The organism is Spirosoma terrae, from assembly GCF_010435915.1.
Taxonomy (GTDB): domain Bacteria; phylum Bacteroidota; class Bacteroidia; order Cytophagales; family Spirosomataceae; genus Spirosoma; species Spirosoma terrae.
The window spans coordinates 261556-280864 of sequence record NZ_JAAFZH010000008.1; the positions used below are offsets into that span (position 1 = coordinate 261556).

At 48.6% G+C, this 19309-nt stretch carries 12 protein-coding genes; 11 read left to right on the forward strand and 1 reads right to left on the reverse strand.

The features are described from left to right. The first annotated feature begins 531 nt into the window (after positions 1 to 531). The 10 genes from GK108_RS18605 to GK108_RS18650 all read left to right on the forward strand — a co-directional run bounded on the left by GK108_RS18605 (position 532) and on the right by GK108_RS18650 (position 17263). Positions 532 to 1128: an RNA polymerase sigma factor gene (locus tag GK108_RS18605; RefSeq protein WP_163951829.1), complete on the forward strand. Its 597-nt coding sequence runs from the start codon at positions 532 to 534 to the stop codon at positions 1126 to 1128. A 69-nt stretch (positions 1129 to 1197) separates the two neighbouring features. Then, on the forward strand, positions 1198 to 2280 hold the full coding sequence (locus GK108_RS18610; RefSeq protein ID WP_163951831.1) for a FecR family protein: 1083 nt from the start codon (positions 1198 to 1200) through the stop codon (positions 2278 to 2280). A gap of 215 nt (positions 2281 to 2495) precedes the next feature. Continuing rightward, positions 2496 to 5972: a TonB-dependent receptor gene (locus GK108_RS18615; RefSeq protein WP_163951834.1), complete on the forward strand. Its 3477-nt coding sequence runs from the start codon at positions 2496 to 2498 to the stop codon at positions 5970 to 5972. A 10-nt stretch (positions 5973 to 5982) separates the two neighbouring features. Next, a complete protein-coding gene (locus GK108_RS18620) occupies positions 5983 to 7821 on the forward strand; it encodes a RagB/SusD family nutrient uptake outer membrane protein (protein WP_163951837.1) in 1839 nt (612 codons plus the stop codon). A 40-nt stretch (positions 7822 to 7861) separates the two neighbouring features. Continuing rightward, positions 7862 to 10855 (forward strand): SusC/RagA family TonB-linked outer membrane protein, encoded by a 2994-nt coding sequence (locus GK108_RS18625; protein WP_163951839.1) that lies wholly within the window; start codon positions 7862 to 7864, stop codon positions 10853 to 10855. Between the two features lie 14 nt (positions 10856 to 10869). Continuing rightward, positions 10870 to 12627: a RagB/SusD family nutrient uptake outer membrane protein gene (locus GK108_RS18630; RefSeq protein WP_163951841.1), complete on the forward strand. Its 1758-nt coding sequence runs from the start codon at positions 10870 to 10872 to the stop codon at positions 12625 to 12627. Positions 12628 to 12773: 146 nt separating this feature from the next. Then, positions 12774 to 13790 carry a DUF5627 domain-containing protein gene (locus GK108_RS18635; protein ID WP_163951843.1) on the forward strand — a complete coding sequence of 339 codons (1017 nt, stop codon included), beginning with the start codon at positions 12774 to 12776 and terminating at the stop codon, positions 13788 to 13790. Between the two features lie 124 nt (positions 13791 to 13914). Beyond that, positions 13915 to 15027, forward strand: a complete 1113-nt coding sequence (locus GK108_RS18640) for a glycoside hydrolase family 99-like domain-containing protein (protein WP_163951845.1) — start codon at positions 13915 to 13917, stop codon at positions 15025 to 15027. 30 nt (positions 15028 to 15057) lie between these two features. Then, positions 15058 to 16026, forward strand: a complete 969-nt coding sequence (locus GK108_RS18645; RefSeq protein ID WP_170305406.1) for a metallophosphoesterase — start codon at positions 15058 to 15060, stop codon at positions 16024 to 16026. A 145-nt stretch (positions 16027 to 16171) separates the two neighbouring features. Further along, entirely contained in the window at positions 16172 to 17263 is a 1092-nt protein-coding gene (locus GK108_RS18650) for a glycoside hydrolase family 99-like domain-containing protein (RefSeq protein WP_163951847.1), read from the forward strand. A 61-nt stretch (positions 17264 to 17324) separates the two neighbouring features. Here the strand turns inward: GK108_RS18650 and GK108_RS18655 are convergent, their stop codons facing one another. Continuing rightward, the gene (locus GK108_RS18655) at positions 17325 to 17963 is read right to left on the reverse strand and encodes an MgtC/SapB family protein (protein ID WP_317166547.1); all 639 of its coding nucleotides are present in this window, start codon (positions 17961 to 17963) and stop codon (positions 17325 to 17327) included. 403 nt (positions 17964 to 18366) lie between these two features. Between GK108_RS18655 and GK108_RS18660 the strand changes: the two genes are divergently transcribed. Next, positions 18367 to 19278 carry a hypothetical protein gene (locus GK108_RS18660; RefSeq protein WP_163951849.1) on the forward strand — a complete coding sequence of 304 codons (912 nt, stop codon included), beginning with the start codon at positions 18367 to 18369 and terminating at the stop codon, positions 19276 to 19278. The last annotated feature ends 31 nt before the right edge of the window (positions 19279 to 19309 follow it).

Sequence of the window (19309 nt, forward strand, 5' to 3'; positions counted from 1 at the left end):
TTTCATCATAGGTTTATCGTAGCTCCCCGGTTGCTTTGCGACCGGGGACTATTGTTTTATGAACATTTGGTATGTCTGCAGACTAGATTAAGTAGGCCGATGGTCTCACTGACAGATGTTTCTGATAACTAGTCTCAAACAGATCGGGTAGAATTGATTTATCGTAAGCTTTTTGTCGTAGATCCGTTTAAAGCGCTATATAAAGCCGTCGGTTCATTGGTTATATCCAACTGTGTGGGAGAGGAGTTAGGAGCTTGATTTGAACAAACGATTGGGGAGGGTTACTAGGATAGCTGGAACGAATTGTATTTGTAAATATTTTTATAAATAATAAAACATATTACTTGCTAACAACTGTAAGTAAGCTACATAAAGTCATTTCATTCTATTTAACAAAAAAATAATTCTATTTCCTTTGTTTCATATTTATGTGCTTCTATCTTTGTATAAGCATACTTAGTGCGTTAAGAAAGGAAAGGATTTTCTGTTGAGTTTGAGGATTTTGTTAGTTTGCTCTAAAACCTTCCACCTGTGCAATCACCATCTGATAGCGAACTATGGGCAGCGTTTCGAAAAGGAGACAGGATGGCATTTACCTGGATCTACGATCGAAATATCAAAGATCTGCTACGGTATGGTTACCGGGTATGCTCCAACCAACAACTTATTAAAGATAGTATTCACGATTTATTCCTGCATTTGTGGCTGCATCGTGACAACCTTTCCGATACCGACAATATCCGATTCTATCTATTTAGATCGCTACGTAATCGGATTGTTAATAATAGTAAAGTATTAGCTCCGGTAGCCTGGACTGATGTAGAGCAAATATTGGACAAGGTTTTTAGCGACTTGCCGTTAGAGCACACTATTATTGAACAGGAAGATTCTGAGTACCAGATCAAAGCACTTCGAAAAGCCATCGACCGGCTTCCTAAACGCCAGCAGGAAGTTATTCAGCTCCGCTATTTCCATGATTTCTCCCTCGACGAAATAGCCTCGGTCATGCAGATTAATAACCAGTCGGTACGTAACCTCATTCACCGATCCATCGCGCAGTTAAAAGAAATCTGCGAGTTGGCGGGCTGGCTTTTTCTGCTCGTTTTTAACCATATCAATAAAGAGTAAAAATATTTTTAGATCATTTTGAGTACAAACGTCTATAAGTTCCATTTAGACGTTTGGTTGCCATGCTATATGCTTGAGAAATACGCTACATACGATCTCGACGACTTTGTGCAGGACGGGGAGTTTATTCGATGGGTCAAGAATCCAGACCCGGCGAGTAATCGTTTCTGGTCTTTGGTACTGGAAACATACCCTTTTCAGCAGGAAACGATCAGTCTGGCTAGGCAAATTGTGCTGAGGTTAGGCGCGGCTACCTACGTCGACGTTGAAAAACAGGATGTGGATGATATCTGGCAAAACCTCCAACAGTCCATCAACCAACCGGTTCTCGTTGTGCCGCTGTGGCAACGAACGTGGTTCAGGGCGGCAGCCGCTCTGTTGGTATTAGTTAGCGGATTAACTGTATGGCAGATTCAACATGAAGAAAATAACCTGGTTTCACTAAGCCGCGACGCGTATGGTATATTATCGGGCGATTTAACCCGGGTATCGAACAACACGGCCGATTCTATGATCATAAGGCTTCCGGATAATAGTCGTATAACGCTGTCGCGTGGCGCTGAACTTCGTTATAAAACCTATTTTACCGATTCAGTTCGTGAGGTTTATTTAACTGGAGATGCTTTTTTTGAGGTCGCCCGTAATCCTCAAAAACCATTCGTTGTGTATACGAATGAATTGACTACCAAAGTATTAGGGACAAGCTTTTGGATAAAGACCAACGGAGATGATAAGCACATGACCGTAGCCGTAAAGACGGGGAAAGTGTTTGTCTATAAGAAGGCAAAGGGAGAGGTTGCAGAGCAAGCGGAGGGGGTGATTTTGTTGCCCAATCAACAGGCGGATTACAAAGCCGATTCGGACAGGCTGAGCCGGACGTTGGTCGATGAACCGTTACCGGTTTTGCCAGCAAGTGAACGCCAGCCAACTACGTTCGATAACATTCCTGTTGCCGAACTGCTTGAAAACCTTCAGAGGTCGTACGGGGTAGAGATTCAGTTCGATAAGAGCTTGCTCACCGGCTGTCGATTAACCACTTCATTCAACGATGAATCGCTGTATCAACGACTGGATGTACTCTGTGAAGCGATTAATGCTACGTATAAAATAGAAGAAACGCACATCGTCATAAACGCCCGACGGTGCCTGTAAATCGACACGATCAATCCAACAAAAACGCGAGCGCTTATGCTATAAACTATCCTTCTAAAAACAGAGCCCACCTGCTATCATACCGGGCTTACCTCCTCTTTTTTGTCTACGTATATTGATATCCGTTAGAATGGATACAGGAAAACTATTGCCTAAAATCAAGAAAGATCAAATCAATGAGAAACGTTTATAGTTCTCTATGCTGCCGATTCCTGATGAGAGTGCTGCTTATACCATTGGCTATAGTAGTTGCTTTCTCAAACTTCACGCTGGCGCGTGAACCAGCCGTTCAGGATTTACTGAACAAGAAAGTGACTCTTAAAATAGAGAACCGAAGTGTAGCCGAAGTGCTATCGCTGATTGGAAAGCAGGTAGACATTACGTTTACGTACCGCACCAAATTACTACCCGAACAACCAGCTGTTTCGGTAAACTACCGGAACGACAAATTAGCAGACGTACTGAATCAACTGCTGACGCCAATCAGCATAAAATACCGGATTATCGGTAAACAGATAGTACTGACGCCCAACGAAGTCGAGTCAAACTCTTCGGCAACGGACGTAACACCAGACGCTAAAGCTGACATTCCCATTACAGGATCAATTGTTGACGATAAGGGCGAAAAGCTCCCTGGTGTAACCGTTCTGATTAAAGGAACGCAGCGGGGCACGACCACGGATACTGAGGGAAAATTTTCTCTCAGTGTACCGACTCGGGAAACTACACTGGTTTTCTCTTACGTAGGCTTTCTATCGCAGGAAATTACGGTTGGAAACCGGACGAAAATCGACGTAGTGCTCAAAGGCGACGACAAGACGCTCGACGAGGTGGTTGTGGTGGGGTTTGGCACGCAAAAAAAAGAGAGCGTAGTCGGGTCTATTGTGCAGACAACAAATGAAGAGTTAAAACGGGTAGGTAACGTAACCGACCTCAAACAGGCGTTGACGGGAAACCTGCCGGGTTTAACAACGATCACCGCCAGTGGCGAGCCGGGTGGAACCGCCAACGGCGAAAGTGCCACCTCGATTTTTATTCGTGGACGTAACACATGGAATGGCGGTCAACCACTCATTATGGTCGATGGTGTTGAACGTAACATGGAGAACATCGACGTAAACGAGGTAGCTACGGTGTCGGTTTTGAAAGATGCTTCGGCAACCGCCGTTTTCGGGGTGAAGGGGGCGAATGGGGTTATCCTGATCACGACCAAACGGGGTTCCGAATCCAAACCGCAGCTTGCCGTCTCGTATAATGCGACGGCCCTGTCGGTGTCTCGCCTGCCCGATAAGCTGGACTCCTTTGAAGCCATCATGCTCCGAAATGAGATGATTGAACGCGAAGGACCCATCAGTCCGGTTTCGTGGGGCGACTACGTACCGTATGAAGTGGCGTTACGTTACCGGCGGCCCCAGAGCGATATTAACTCCATTCTCTACCCGAATGTCGACTGGAAAAAAGCCATGTTCAAAGATGTTTCCTGGTCGCAGAAGGCGAATCTGAACGTAACGGGGGGAACCAAATTTGTCAAATATTTTGGGTCGCTGGCGTATCTGAACGAGAGCGACATGTTTAAAAAGTACGAGAACAATAAGAATTACGATCCCAGCTATAGCTTTAACCGGTTTAACTTTCGGAGCAATCTGGACTTTCGCGTCACCGGCACCACGAACCTGAAGGTGAATCTGGCCGGTTTTTTCAGCCAGAAGAACACCAACTACTCCTACGCCAGTGGTACGTCGGGCACCAACCCACTGGCCTGGGCAGCAGCGTATCGGTTTCCGCCGGATGCTATCTTGCCGCAATACCCCGATGGAAGCTGGGGCCAAAACTATGCGCTGCCTCCGGAGCAGCTTCAAAACCCGGTTGCGTTGATTTACAATACGGGCGTATGGGAGCGCCGTGAAGTAGCCTTAAATACTGATTTTACCATTGAGCAGAAACTAGACTTTCTAACGAAAGGACTTAGCGTAACGGGTTTGTTATTCTATGACAATAGCCTGCAAACCGTTGGCGGTATTACGGACCAGAATAACGTGCGACCCGAGAGCAACCTGCTCGGGAAAATTGTTTACCCAGACCGGTACACCGGCGAAGGTCAAGATCCAAGCCAGTACACGGAAACCACGCCAGTTACCGCTGCCAATGCGTTTGACTGGGTGGCGAGTCCGTGGACAATTAACCCGGAAGAAGTATCCTCGACGTTTGTTGGCTACCTACCCATTCGGCGCCGACTGATGTATCAATTGCAGTCGAATTATACCCGCTCATTCGATAAGCACAATGTAGGAGCAATGGGCTTATTCAAACGCGAGCAGTTTGCGCAGGGCAGTATGTTTCCAAGCTACCGCGAAGACTGGGTGTTTCGGACGACCTACGACTACGATTCCCGGTATTTATTTGAGTTTAACGGGGCTTACAATGGGTCGGAAAAATTCGGTCCAGGCTACCGCTTTGACTTCTTCCCGTCTTACGCATTTGGCTGGAATGTCTCTAACGAAAAGTTCTTTAAAATCCCCGCCATCAACCATTTGAAATTCCGCTACAGCGCCGGAACCGTGGGGGATGATGCTGGTGGATCGAGGTGGGCGTACCAGTCGCAGTATGCGTATGGGAATTCGAGCTTGCTGAATGCGAACCCGAACGAAAAAAGTCCTTATCTCTGGTATAAAGAATCGATTGTCGGTAACCCGGATATCCACTGGGAAAAAGCGCGAAAACACAATTATGGTGCTGAAATAGGTCTTTTCAATGATCTGATTCAGATGAATTTTGACTATTTCACGGAGAACAGAACCGACATCATTATTACGGGGGCTTCCAGAGCCATTCCGCCTTATTTTGGGGCCACACCGCCCTCAGCAAACCTGGGTCAGGTAAAATCAAAAGGGTATGAACTGGAACTGAAGCTGAACAAGCGCTTTCCGTCGGGCATAAACCTTTGGGGCAATTTCGCGTTTACCCACACCCAAAATACCGTACTAAATCGCGATGATCCAGCCCTGCAGGCTGCCTATCAGAAGCAGGCCGGCTTTCAGATTGGCCAAACCCGAAGCCTGATCAATACCGGCTTTTACAATAACTGGGATGAGGTGTATGCCAGCGTTCCGCAGCAAACCAATGATTTATCCAAGTTGCCCGGTTATTATAATACGCTGGATTATAATGGTGATGGTGTCATTACCAGCAACGACGATGCCGTTCCGTTTGGGCACTCCGACGTACCGCAGAACAATTATAATGCGACGATTGGGGCTAGTTACAAAGGGTTCTCCGTAATGCTGCAGTTTTTTGCCGTTAACAACGTATCCCGGAACATCCCGCTCGACAACTTTTACCTGTATCAGAACGTACTGTTTTCGCATGTACGTGATCACTGGTCGAAAGACAATCAGGATGCTACGTCCTTTCTGCCCAGATGGAAGTCGCAGGGGCAATTTATTGGTAATTATTTCATTTATGACGGCTCGTTCGTGCGACTGCGCGCGGCCGAGGTTGCTTACACTTTGCCCAAGACCGTAACCAATCGACTGGGCGTTTCTTCACTACGTTTATTCGTCAATGGCAACAACCTCCTCTTCTGGTCGAAACTTCCCGACGACCGGGAGTCGGCCGCTTCGGGTGGTGCCGCCAATGCAGGTGCTTACCCTACGCCACGACGCATAAACTTCGGTATCGACTTAACTTTTTAATACATAGGTCATGATCAGAAATAGACTGCACGGACTCAGACATTGGCTGGTAAGCAGTATGGTGTTCGTTGCGTTTTTTGCCAGCAGTTGCGAAAGCTACCTTGACCGGGCTCCTGAAGCATCCATATCGGACAAAGATGTGTATGGAAGTTTTATCAGCTTTCAGGGCTTTGTAGAGGAGATTTACAACAGCGTAGTTGACATTCATAAAGTGCTGGGGGGTAACTTCTTCTATAGCTTTAGTGCTTCTGATGAGGTTTTATCGACGGTGCCGCTGCCCTGGGACGATGGCAACTACTGGAACCAGTCAAGCTTTCTGTACGGTGCTACCCCCAATTTCAACTACTATTCCAATCTCACCGGAATGCGTGTCTGGCCGTTTGCCTGGTATGCCATCCGAAAGGCAAATCTCGGCCTGAGCAAGCTGGATATGCTGGAGGCCACGCAGGAAGAGAAAAACGCCATCAAAGGGCAATGCCTGTTTTTTCGGGCCTTTTTTCACTTTGAATTAATGCGATACTACGGCGGTCTTCCCTACGTCGATGCCGTACAAAGCTCATCGGAACCCCTCACCCTACCCCGGCTTACGTACAAAGAAACAGCGCTAAAAGCTGCTAAGGATTTCAAAGAAGCCGCCGATTTGTTGCCGTTGAAGTGGGACGGTACGGCTATGGGGGCTGCTACGTTGGGTAATAACGCACAGCGGATTACAAAAATCCATGCGTTGTCGATGCTGGGTAAAAACCTGCTCTATGCCGCCAGCCCGATGATGAACGAATCCTCAACGGGCCAGAATGTTTACGATGCGGAACTGAGTAAGCAGGCTGCCGATGTGCTGGGCGATGTGATTAAACTATGCCGGGAAACCGGTGCATACCGATTGCAAACCTGGGCTACCTGGACGGATAATTTCTGGGTTTGGTCTCCCAGCAACCGGGATCGGCCGGGTGGTACTGAGGTGATTATGAATCAGACCGTTTACATTCCGAGTTATGTCCGGTTTACCACCAATCGGGTCAGCAATCCGGTGCAATATGGCGCGGGTAATAACCGGGTTGAAGTGCCCACGCACAACTTCATTAAAAACTACGGAATGGCCAACGGCCTGCCCATTGATGACCCTGAATCAGGCTACAATCCGAACGATCCCTGGACCGGGCGCGATCCGAGATTCTACGTCGATATTATTTACGACGGCGTCCGTATGGTGGACAATGCCACCGCTGCCGCAGCCAAGCAAAACGAGTTTGCTCAGCTGGCCAACAACGGTATGCATCGGAACGGTACGCCTGCCAGCAGCAACGTAGCAGGGAGCGTTACGGGCTATTTTTACAAAAAATGGACACCCAAAGGCTGTAACCCCTGGGATAACCGATGGGGAAGTTTCCAATCCTATCATCCGCAGATGCGCCTGGCCGATGTGTACCTGATGTATGCCGAAGCCGTACTGCATGGCTACGGGTCACCGCTTTCTCAATCGCCGGGAGCGGCATTAACGGCTGTCGATGCGGTTAACGCCATCCGAAACCGCGCTACGTTGCCCAACCTGGCTAACAAATACACGGCATCGAAAGATGCTTTCATGAAAGAAATTATCCGGGAACGGGCAGTTGAGTTCGCCTTTGAAGGGCATCGCTTTTTTGACCTTCGCCGGTGGAATATTGCCGGAAACCCCGAATACCTTCAGAAAACGGCGATTGATTTTGATCGGGGAGCTAATGGCAAACCCACCAATTTGAAAGAACGGGTAGTGGTTACCCGCGTCTTTGAGAAACGGCATAACTGGCTTCCTTTCCAATTGAAAGACACAAAACTGTATGAAGGTTTTCCCCAAAATCCAGGGTGGTAACCAGTAATACGTAGTGTCATCCTTTAACCCGTTGAATTACATGAAACGAATATACCTATACCTGAGCTGCCTGTTGCTATTGTGTCAGGTCGTGGCTATAGCTCAGAAAAAAGCAGCTCCGCCGATGGTGATCAAGTCGAGCGTTGCGGATGAAAATGGTACGCCAATCAGTAACGCGACTATCTACGGTAACGAAGGTATTTCCGTTAGCAAGACCGATGCCAGCGGCCAGTTCGCCATTTCTATTCCAACATTGGGCGATTTACTTATTGAAGCGCCCGGATTCGAGTCCGTCGTATTTAAACCCGGTGATTACAGCAATCAGGAACGACTGACGTTACCAAAATCACCCTTCCTGTTTGGGCAGCGCGACGACATCAATGTGGCGTTCAGCAAAATCAAAAAAGGGAATCTGGTCAACGCGGTCAGTGTATTGAACCCCGACGATCTCAGACAGTTCGACAATACACAAAGCATTGCTTCGGCACTTAACGGTTTGATTCCCGGTATGCTCGGCAGTTCAAATATTCGGGGCATTGGTAGCCCGATGTTTGTGGTCGATGGTTTGCCGCGCGATGTGAGCACCCTCAACCTGTCGGAAGTAGCGCAGATTTCGGTCCTGAAAGACATCAACTCATCCATCTTGTATGGCAATGACGCGGTCAACGGCGTAGTGCTCGTGACCACCAAACGCGGACAGGCGTATAAGAAACAGATCAATGCAACCGCTTTTTACGGTATCTCCCGGCCCAGCGCTTTACCCCAATATCTTTCGTCGGCCGATTACATGGAATTGTATAATGAAGCGCGGCTAAATGATGGGCTGGGTGTCCAGTATTCGCCTACCCAAATCCAGAATTTCCGAACTGGTAATCCTTACCGATACCCCAGCGTAGACTATTACTCGGGCGAGTATTTAAAACAGCAAAAGCCATTTTCACGGGCAATGGTCGATTTTTCGGGCGGCAACAACGTAGCAACGTACTACACGAACATCGGCTGGACCCAAACCGGGAGCCTGTACAATTTCGGGGAAGGTAAATCCATGAATTCCAACGTATTCAACGTGCGTGGCAATATTGACCTGAAGGTTAATCCCTGGATTAAAAGTGCGCTGGATGCCGTTTTTGTGCTGAACGACAACAATATGCCACAGGGAAGCTTTTTCGCCAATGCCGCTACGTTACGGCCGAATTTGTATGCTCCCTTAATTCCGATGTCGCTAATCGATCCGGAAAATGCGTTGCTCAAAGGACGTAAAACGGACGTCGATGGGCAATACCTGATTGGTGGAACCGCTACGTATCTGACAAACCCGATAGCCTCGGGCTACGCGGGTGGACAAAATCGGCAGTTGCAACGGGTGTTTTCGTTTAACAACCGAATTGATTTCGACCTGAGTCGTTCGATTCCGGGGCTGGCGTTTCACACCAACCTGAGCTTCGATTTCCTGACGCTGTACGATCAATTTATCAGCAATACGTATTCCGCTTATGAACCGACCTGGTCTGCTACCGAAGACCGTATTGTTAGTCTTAAGAAGTATGGCGAAGACGTACGTAGCGGAACCCAGAATGTCGGTAATGCGTCGTATCGGCGCCGGATCGGCTTTTACGGATTGCTGGATTACAATAAAAACGTAGACGATGTACACCAGATTACCGGCTCGATGCTGGCCTATCTGACGAACGACAAGGTGCAGGGCGATATTCAGGGCAATAAAAACGCCAATCTGGGGCTGCGACTGGGCTACGGTTTCAAAAACAAATACCTGGTCGATTTCAGTGGTGCCGTCGTAAACTCCGTTAAACTGCCGGCCAATAACCGTACGGCTTTCTCACCATCGCTGGGGCTGGCCTGGGTCATGAGTTCAGAAGGGTTTATGTCGTCGGTGTCGTTTGTCGATTATCTGAAAATTCGGGTGTCGGCTGGTTTGCTGAATTCCGACAACGGCATCAGTGGATTTTATAACTACGACGAGCGCTATACGAGTTCTGGTAGCTACTCGTGGTACGAAGGTACACGGTCGCGCGCTGGTGTAGTCGCTCAGAATGGCGGCAATCCGAATCTTGCCTTCGAAAAACGGAATGAACTGAACATCGGCTTTCAGAGCCTGCTGTTTGGCAATCGGTTGTCGCTGGATGCCAATATGTTCACGAGCTTGTATTACGACCAGATTACCCGCCCGCAAACCATCTACCCCAACTATTTCTCCACCTTCATTCCCTACCGCAACTTTGAAGACAATGCCTATCGGGGAGCCGAGTTAGGACTTTCGTACCGCGAAAACTGGGGCGACTTCCGACTGGTTGTTGGTGCCAACATGCTCTACGCTGATTCGAAGGTGAAGAAACGGGATGAGTTGTATGCCACCAGCAACCGAAATCGAACCGGTCAGCCGGTCGACGCCCGCTTTGGCTTGGCTTCGGATGGTTTCTTCAACAGCCGGAGCGATATTGAAAGCCACGAAACGCAGGCATTCGGAACCGTAAAGCCGGGTGATATCAAGTACAAAGACCAAAACGGTGACGGCATTATCGACGCCAACGATGAGGTACGTATTGGCCGGTGGCAGGCTCCGTTTTCGTATGGCCTTAACCTGCGCCTTTCCTACAAAAACCTGACCCTGTTTGCGCGTGGCAATGGACGAATGGGTGCCGATGGCGAAATCTCGAACAACTATTTCTGGGTCGATGGCGACGATAAGTATTCAACCTTCGTGCTGAACCGCTGGACGGAAGCTACTCAGGCCACTGCTACATTCCCCAGGCTGAGTTCAATTGCCAATACCAACAACTACCGTAGTTCTGATTTCTGGCTGTATCGAGATAACTACTTTACTGTCGATCGAGTGCAGCTTACGTATGCAGTTCCTGTTAAGGTGTCAAACAAGCTGAATATGAAAGGGTTTTCGGTTTTTGCCGATGCGTCGAACCTGGTTATGATTTCGAAGTTCCGTCAGTTTAAGGAGCTGAACATTGGCAGCGAACCTCAGTATCGTTCCTATTCGCTGGGTCTGAACATCTCGTTTTAATTTGTGAAAAAGATATGAAGAAGTTCGTTCTATACATCCTGTTTGCGCTGGGTACGGTTACGTTCTGGTCCTGCGACCTGCTGGAACCCGTGAATGATAATCACAGCACAATTGATCGGCTCTATCAGGACCCTGGTTATGCCGAAGGCGTACTGATGGGAGCTTACACCAAAATTCCAACCAATAACCTCAGCTTCAACGACGTAGCAACCGACGATGCCGTGAGTAACGATAAGCTGAATAATTACCTGCGTATGGCTACGGGCCAATGGTCGGCGATGTACAATCCGGTGGATCAATGGGCCAACTGCATTTCCGGCATTCAGATCACGAATCAGTTCATTACGCTCATCGATACGGTCAACTGGAAAGGCTCCGTTCCAGAACTGAACTGGCTCTATACGCAGCGGTTCAAAGGAGAAGCTTATGCGCTACGTGCCTTGTTGCAATATCACCTGTTGGTAGCGGTTGCTGGCCCCGGTCCCGGTGGTCAGATGCTGGGTATTCCGGTCATTGACCGGTTTCTGGATGCAAACGCCAACTTCAATATTCCGAGGGCTACGTTTGCCGAATCCGTCGATCGGATTTATGCCGACATCAACGAGTCGCTGAAGTATCTGACCATGAACGATTACCTGAATGTGAGCAGTGCAGCTCAGTTACCGCCCGGCTATGAAAAGGTATCGACCAGTAACTATAACATTGTGTTTGGGGCTGAACTCAATCAGCGTATTTCGGGCCGGATTCTCCGGGCGTTACGGGCAAAAGTAGCGCTATTGGCTGCCAGCCCAGCCTTCAATACAGATCCTACCAAATGGGAGCTGGCCGCTAATCATGCTGGCAGCGTATTGAAAGACATTGGTGGCCTGACCGGGCTTGATCCGGAAGGGAATAAGTTTTACCTGAAAACGCTCGTCGACAAACTGAACGTATCGGCTGCCAGCCCAATCGAACAGAAGGAAATCTTGTGGAGACGGTCGGTTGTTACGACAAATACGCGTGAAGCCGCCAATTATCCGCCATCGCTTTTTGGTAAAGGGAATGTTAACCCTACACAAAATCTTGTTGATGCCTTTCCGGCGGCAAATGGCTATCCAATCGACCGGCCAGAAAGTAAATACGATAGAACAAAACCATACGACAGCCGTGACCCACGTTTGCGCCAGTACATCGCTTACAACGGCAATACGATTTCTGGAAAAACGATTCTTACGGGCGTAGGTGGTGGCATCGACGCGAAAGATTCGCTGGAAACGTCTACACGGACTGGGTACTATCTGAAAAAACTGCTGGTCGAAGAAGTCAATATGAACCCCGTTTCAACCACAACCCAAAAGCATTACGAAGTGCATATGCGCTACACGGAGCTGTTTCTGCTCTACGCCGAAGCCGCCAACGAAGCCTGGGGACCAACGGGTTCGGGCACCTGGGGATACTCAGCCAGGGAAGTAATTAGTGCGATACGTAGTCGGGCGGGTATTCCGAAAGCTGACCCGTATCTGATGAGCGTATCAACGAAAGAAGACATGCGGCAACTCATCCGAAATGAACGTCGATTGGAGCTTTGCTTTGAGGGATTCCGGTTCTGGGATTTACGCCGGTGGAAGGCCGATTTAACCGAAACCGCAAAAGGCGTCAATATCAATCGCGGAACGTACACGGTCGTTGATGTTGAGCCCCGAGTGTATAAAAATAACTTCATGCACTACGGTCCTGTGCCCCAAACGGAGATAGTCAAATATCAGGCACTCCAGCAAAACCAGGGGTGGTAAAGGGTATTTGACAGGATTTACAGGATTAACAGGTTTTATTGATCGGAATAGAAAAAACAATCCTGAAAATCCTGTTAATCCTGTCAAAAAAAACTGGTCAATCATTGTCATCAGAAATTCGGAAAAATCATTACAAGCGATCCGACATGAAAAAGATTTTGCTCCTACTTGTTTTACTGGCTGGGTTGTATGCCTGTAAAAATCAGGAAATTGTGTTTCCCGATTACAACTATACATCGGGTTACTTTCCGTATCAGTACCCCGTTCGGACGCTGGTTCTTGGCGACTACATATACGATAACACCAACGATAACAACCATAAATTTCTGATATCGGCAGCCATGGGCGGGGTGTATGCGAATACGAAGGATCGGGTTTTCAAGATTCAGGTCGATAACAGCCTTTGTAATCAGGCAAAATTTGCCTCTAGCAATCAGCCTATATACCCCCTGCCAGAAAAATATTACACGCTGAGTTCGACCGATCAGCTAATTATTCCGGCGGGCGAATTCAACGGAAATATTGCGGTTCAATTGAAAGACGAATTTTTTGATGATACGCTGGCCACCAAGCTGGCGTACGTATTGCCGGTACGTATCAAGGAAGTGGTGGGCTTAGACTCATTGCTCAAAGGTAAATCGTCTTTAGCGCAGCCCGATCCCCGAATCGTTAGCAATTGGGACGTAGTGCCTAAGGACTTTACCATGTTTGCCGTCAAATTTATCAATCCGTTTCATGGTAGTTATTTCCGTCGGGGCAAAAGCACGGTGAAAGATGCAGCCGGTCTGACAATCGAGTCAACTACGTACCGGACTCAATTCATCGAGAAAAACGAAGTCTGGAACCTGACGACAAAAAGCAAGAATCAGGTTACGCTGGCGGGTAACGTGAACTCCACGGCGATTAAAGGAACAGTGAGCCTGTTGTTGACTTTTACCGGCAATGATTGTACCGTACGTAGCAACCCCGGTTCTGCTTTTCAGGTGACCGGCAGCGGGAAGTTTCTCGACGATGCCGACGAGTGGGGTAACAAAAAACGGGACGCCATTCACCTGACGTATCAATTCCAGCAAGGTGCCAATACCTATTCGGCAACCGATACGCTGGTTATCCGGGATCGGGGCGTAGTACTGGAAGTTTTTCAGCCAGTGATTACGAAGTAATGGGTTTCGATAGATAAGTGGCTCATCTAAACTGTATCGTATTTTTTGTCATGCTGACCGGTCAGCATGACAAAAACATCAGTTTGAAATACTCTAAACTAGGTGCACTTCAGTACGTAACGTTATGAAAATTCAACCAATACGATTGCTTTCGGTAGTCATGCTGGTCTGCCTGAGCGGGATTGCAGCTCGACTGTATGGTCAAACGGCGAAGAAGCCAATTAGCGTTGGCGCCTATTATTATGACGGGTGGGGCGGCAAAAACCCCAAAGCCGATGATCCGAACGAACCCTGGGCAAAAACGGCACCCCGGCAGGTTACCAAACGGATGCTGAATGAATTTGCCGACCGAGAGCCGATATGGGGCTGGCGGAATGATTCGCAGGAAATCATGGAGCGGCAAATCGATTTGGCGGCTGATAACGGTATCGAGTTTTTTCTATTCTGCTGGTACTGGCGCGATGCCAACGGCCCCTTCAACCCGGAAAAAATCGCCAGTCTGCCCCAGCATGAAAGCATGATGCGGTATCTGAAGGCGAAAAACAAAAACCGAATCAAGTTTGCCCTTCTTGTTGCCAATCATCAGGGGGCTGAAATTGTCGGTACCGAAAACTGGCAAAAAGCGACCGAGCACTGGATGCAGTATTTTAATGACCCGCAATACGCTAAGGTTGATTCTAAACCGCTGGTGGTTGTTTTCAACGCAAAGGGCATCGAAAATGCTGATTTGGTCGGTATGCAGGAGGTTGCTCAGAAAAGCGGACTAACCGGACTGACGATTGCGGGATGTGGCAATACAACGGGGAAGAATTTTAACGTAACAACTCACTATAACGTAATACCGGGTTATTCGGCAGGTTCGCAGGAACACCCCTACAGCGAATTGGCCGATGCGCAACGTAGCAAGTGGCAAGGGTCTGCCCAACAGCCTTATATCCCGACGGTGATTGTGGGCTGGGATAAACGTCCCTGGGAAGATGCCAGTGGCAACGGTAAAGGGGGCGCCAAACAGGGCTGGTATTATACCGGTCGGACACCCGAACAGTTCAAAACCTTCCTGAACGATGCTGTTTCCTGGATGGATACCCACCCGGAGCAGACGCCCAAAGAACGGATGGTATTGATCTACGCCTGGAACGAACTTGGCGAAGGCGGCTACCTGGTTCCGACCAAAGGAGACCCCAATGGAGACTACCTGAAGGTTGTTAAAGAGGTTGCCTCCGGGCAGAAAAAATAAAGGCGGGAATACGTACAAATAACCATTCGCATGATAACAAGATTTCTCCTGGTCGTTCTGGCTGGCGTGGCCACCATGACCAGTGTATATGCCCAAAAATTTACCATTCCCGTTTTCCCTGACACGCAGAGCGAAGTTGGCGGTAACCATGCTATGTTTAGCAGCCGGATCAAATGGGTTGTAGACCATAAAGATTCGTTGAATATTCCGATGGTTCTACACGTGGGCGATGTCGTTAATTTTGATAATTACGACCATTTCGAAGTCGCCAGCCAGGGGTTCGACGTGTTCGATGCGCATCATATCCCGTATGCCATTACGTTGGGGAATCACGATACGGAGGCCGTTGGGTTCAATAGTGGCAGTGCAGCTCCGGGCAACGTGAACCAGAATCTGCGGAAAACCCACAAGTTCAATTCGTACTTTCCCGTCAGCCGGTTTACGCACCAGCGCGGTCGCTACGAAGCCGATAAGAGCGACAACGCCTACTACACCTTTAAAGTGGGGCAAACCAACTGGCTCGTAATCAGTCTGGAGTTTTGCCCGCGAATGGGGCCGATCAACTGGGCGGGAGATATTATTAAGGAGTATTTCAATTACAACGTGATTATTCTCACGCACTACCACTTAACCACGAAAGGAGAGATCGACACACGTAACGCTGGATACGGGGACTTTAGCCCACAGGTTGTGTATGATCGGCTGGTTAAGAAATACGCCAACGTTCGGTTTGTGCTTAGCGGACACGTAATGAGTTCGGCGCTGAAAGTGGATACCGGCGAAAATGGCAATAAAATCTACCAGATTCTCCAGAACTATCAGAACGAAGATCTGGGAGGAGGGTATATCCGCCTGCTCTCGTTCGACATGGACAAAAAGACCGTTTCGGCTAGTATGTACTCTCCGTTTTATAAAAAGACCAAAGAGGATACGTCCCGGTTTGTGCTGGAAGGCGTCGACCTGATTAAACAAGGTGAAGAACGCGCCCTGAAACGATAAGTATGTATTACCACCCCCGGCCCCTCCTAAAACAGGAGGGGGAAGAGTATCTTCTGTACGTTCTCCCTCCTGTTTTAGGAGGGGGCAGGGGGTGGTAATCTTGAGTAGAAATAAACTCATCTTTAACTCATCACCTCTTACCCTTATGCATTCACTACGTCCCCGATCTGTTCTGACCATTTTGGTCACAGCGGTCCTCTTCTTTACCGGAAATCAGCTACTGGCCCAAAAAGGCAAAAACAAAATTGGCGCTTACTACTTTGACGGCTGGAGTGGCACTACGTTCCATATCACCGACGACCTGAAAACCAACTATTCCGACCGCGAGCCGGTTTGGGGATGGGTAACGAGTAAGCAAGAGATTGTTGACGAGCAGATTGCCTTGGCGGCTAATGCCGGGCTTTCGTTTTTTAGTTTCTGCTGGTACCATCGCAACGGACGTACTGTCGAGGAGCTACCCGAAAACAGAGCCTTGTCGTTGTATAAACAGTCCAAGAATGTCAAAAAGCTGGAATACTGTTTATTGGTTGCCAACCACGGCGGCTTTGATGTAGGGCCTGAAAACTGGGAGAAGCTGACCGATATCTGGCTGGCTGAATTTAAACACCCACAGTATATGCGCGTAGCTAACAAACCGCTGCTCATTTTCTTTGAATTCACCTCGCTGATCAAAAATTTCGGTTCGCCGGAAGCGGTCAGTGTAGCTTTTGACAAGTTAAGAAAGCGTGCCGTTGAAGCAGGACTCCCCGGTGCATCGATTGCTATTTGTGCGGGATCGCCCGATGGTATCGCAAAGGCCGAAAGTTCGGGCGCAGACATCATCACCGGATATAACTATCACAGCATTGGCTTTAAAGGACCTAACCAGGCTATTCCGATCGATACGTTGCACTCGGCCGAACAGCAATTGTGGAGCAAACTGGGGAACGTAGCAAAGAAACCCTACATCCCCGTATCGACGATGGGCTGGGACCCGCGCCCCTGGTCGAATGAGAAAAATAAATACGTAGAGAAACCGTACTTCACCGGATTTTCGGCCCAATCGGTTCAGCAATCGGTAAGCGGCCTGCTTAACTGGATGAACACGCACGATTCGTCGCTGACTCAGGAACGGATTGGCCTGCTCTACGCCTGGAATGAAAACGGAGAAGGCGCCTGGCTGACACCCGGGAAACATGGTTTAAATCCGCTAACCGGACTAAAAGCGGCTCTGTCGGGCAAAAAGAAAAGTAAGTAAAGTCAGATAACGTAGTAAATTTTCATTCAAACATACAGACAATACGCCCGATTCAGCGAGTCTACAGTTCGAAATAGTGAATCGCTTCCATCGTCTTTAACTGAGCCAGCAGCGTTCGAAACGTCTGGTCACTACCCTGAACCAGCCAGCTAACTCTTAGTAACTGGTCGTCTTTAATGGTTTTAACGGGTCGGTATTTTAGTGAAAGTTCCGTCAGCAGTGCTTCGCAGGCTGCGGTTTGATCCTGACGTACCGAAAAATGCACAATCAACTCCCGGCTTTGGTTGAATTTATCAATAGTCGTTTCAACGGAGGGTAATACGGCCAGCACGAACAGAATTAACAGACTGCCACAGGCCGACGCAAAATAATAACCCGTGCCGATGCCAAGCCCTACGGCGGCCACGGCCCAGATTGTGGCGGCTGTGGTTACACCATTGATCCGGTTGTCGGCTTTGAAAATGACACCGGCTCCCAGAAAACCAATTCCCGTTACGATGTTGGCGGCAATACGATCGGGGTTGTTGGGACCGCCTATGGCTGCCGACATGTTGGCGAAAAAACAGGCCCCGATAGAAATCATAATGATTGTACGAAAACCAGCGGCTTTGCTTCTGTACTCTCGTTCGGCGCCAACAAGGCTCCCCCAGAGAATGGCTAGCAAGAAGCGGATCAAAATTTCCAGATCGAAGTCTATCACAGTTTCGGAATAGTAAATGCCGGGCTACATCCCCATAGCCTTCATTCGTAAATCTATTCCCGGTAGCACGAATTGTCAACGTTTTCTATCCTGTAATTTACGTCCCCGTATCGAGCTATGCTTTAAACGGTGCTGCTGTCAGTCGGATCACAATGGATGCGGACATGGCTCGTATTGACCCGTAAATGGGGGATTTCAGGTTACAGAACATATTAGCCGGAGAACTGAACAAAAACGTTTACCATCTGGTCCGGTTCATTTCAGCGCCGGTTGCGTTTTACTAATTTGTACATAAGACTTCTGCGTAATGAGCGTTATTGCTTCAGACCGCTGGTTCAGAATCCATATTTTTACTGGGAACGATTCGGACCAAGGGCTACCTTTACCCGCCTAAAGCCATTTTATGCGATTTATTCCAATACTACTCTTTCTTGGAGCCTGGCTGGTTGTTATTCAACCGATACGTTCTCAAGGGCTAATCGATGGCTTCATGCGTGGCGACCGCAAGGCTAATCTGTCTATAACCTATTCGCAGGAAACCTACGATTCCTATTATATCAACAAAACAGAAACAAAAGATCCGAATCTGGGTACGGTAACGTCGCAGGTGTTAAACGTGTATGGAAGCTTTGGCTTAGGCTATGATCTGGACTTGATTGTATCGGCACCCTATATCCGAAACGAAGCCAGTGCAGGCTATCGGCAAAAACAGGAAGGTTTTCAGGACGTTTCGGCCGCGCTACGTTGGGAGGCCTATGATTATAAGATCGGGAAGTCCCGACTTTCCTGGTTGTTCGCATTGGGGTACTCGATGCCTATGCAAAACTATATTAGTGATGAGCTAATTGCGATCGGACGCGGTTCCAGCAATTGGGATGGCCGAACCATGCTGCACTTTGTTGGCGGTCCTTTTTTTATGACCGGCCAATACGGCTATATCCGACGCGGACAGGTTACGCTCGATCGTGTAGTGAACTATTACGAACCTGATCAGGCCAACCCCAATAGTGGGTCGAAAGTGAATGTGCCTGACGTAACGGAACTCATTGTTCGGACGGGCTTTGCGACGCGGCCTTTCTATGCCGATGTCTGGTATCAGCAACAGACTCCATACACGAAAGGAACCGATATAGCTCCTGGTATTCCATTCCCAACCAACGCGGTTGGTTTTTCGAAAGTAGGTGCTACCGTTTACCTGAAACTGTTTGGGCAGATTGGTTTGACGGCAGGCTATAGCACAACCATCGACGGACGTAATATTGGTAAGTCGACCCGGCTGACGGGTGGGCTGGTTTTTGGCCGATTCTCGAAGTAGGGGAGTCGTTACTGTCTGCCATGTCCTAATC

Coding starts and splice junctions, on each gene's coding strand:
- GK108_RS18630 (WP_163951841.1), top strand. CDS start 10,870: ATGAAGAAGTTCGTTCTATACATCCTGTTTGCGCTGGGTACGGTTACG.
- GK108_RS18660 (WP_163951849.1), top strand. CDS start 18,367: ATGCGATTTATTCCAATACTACTCTTTCTTGGAGCCTGGCTGGTTGTT.
- GK108_RS18615 (WP_163951834.1), top strand. CDS start 2,496: ATGAGAGTGCTGCTTATACCATTGGCTATAGTAGTTGCTTTCTCAAAC.
- GK108_RS18620 (WP_163951837.1), top strand. CDS start 5,983: ATGATCAGAAATAGACTGCACGGACTCAGACATTGGCTGGTAAGCAGT.
- GK108_RS18610 (WP_163951831.1), top strand. CDS start 1,198: ATGCTTGAGAAATACGCTACATACGATCTCGACGACTTTGTGCAGGAC.
- GK108_RS18640 (WP_163951845.1), top strand. CDS start 13,915: ATGAAAATTCAACCAATACGATTGCTTTCGGTAGTCATGCTGGTCTGC.
- GK108_RS18635 (WP_163951843.1), top strand. CDS start 12,774: ATGAAAAAGATTTTGCTCCTACTTGTTTTACTGGCTGGGTTGTATGCC.
- GK108_RS18625 (WP_163951839.1), top strand. CDS start 7,862: ATGAAACGAATATACCTATACCTGAGCTGCCTGTTGCTATTGTGTCAG.
- GK108_RS18645 (WP_170305406.1), top strand. CDS start 15,058: ATGATAACAAGATTTCTCCTGGTCGTTCTGGCTGGCGTGGCCACCATG.
- GK108_RS18650 (WP_163951847.1), top strand. CDS start 16,172: ATGCATTCACTACGTCCCCGATCTGTTCTGACCATTTTGGTCACAGCG.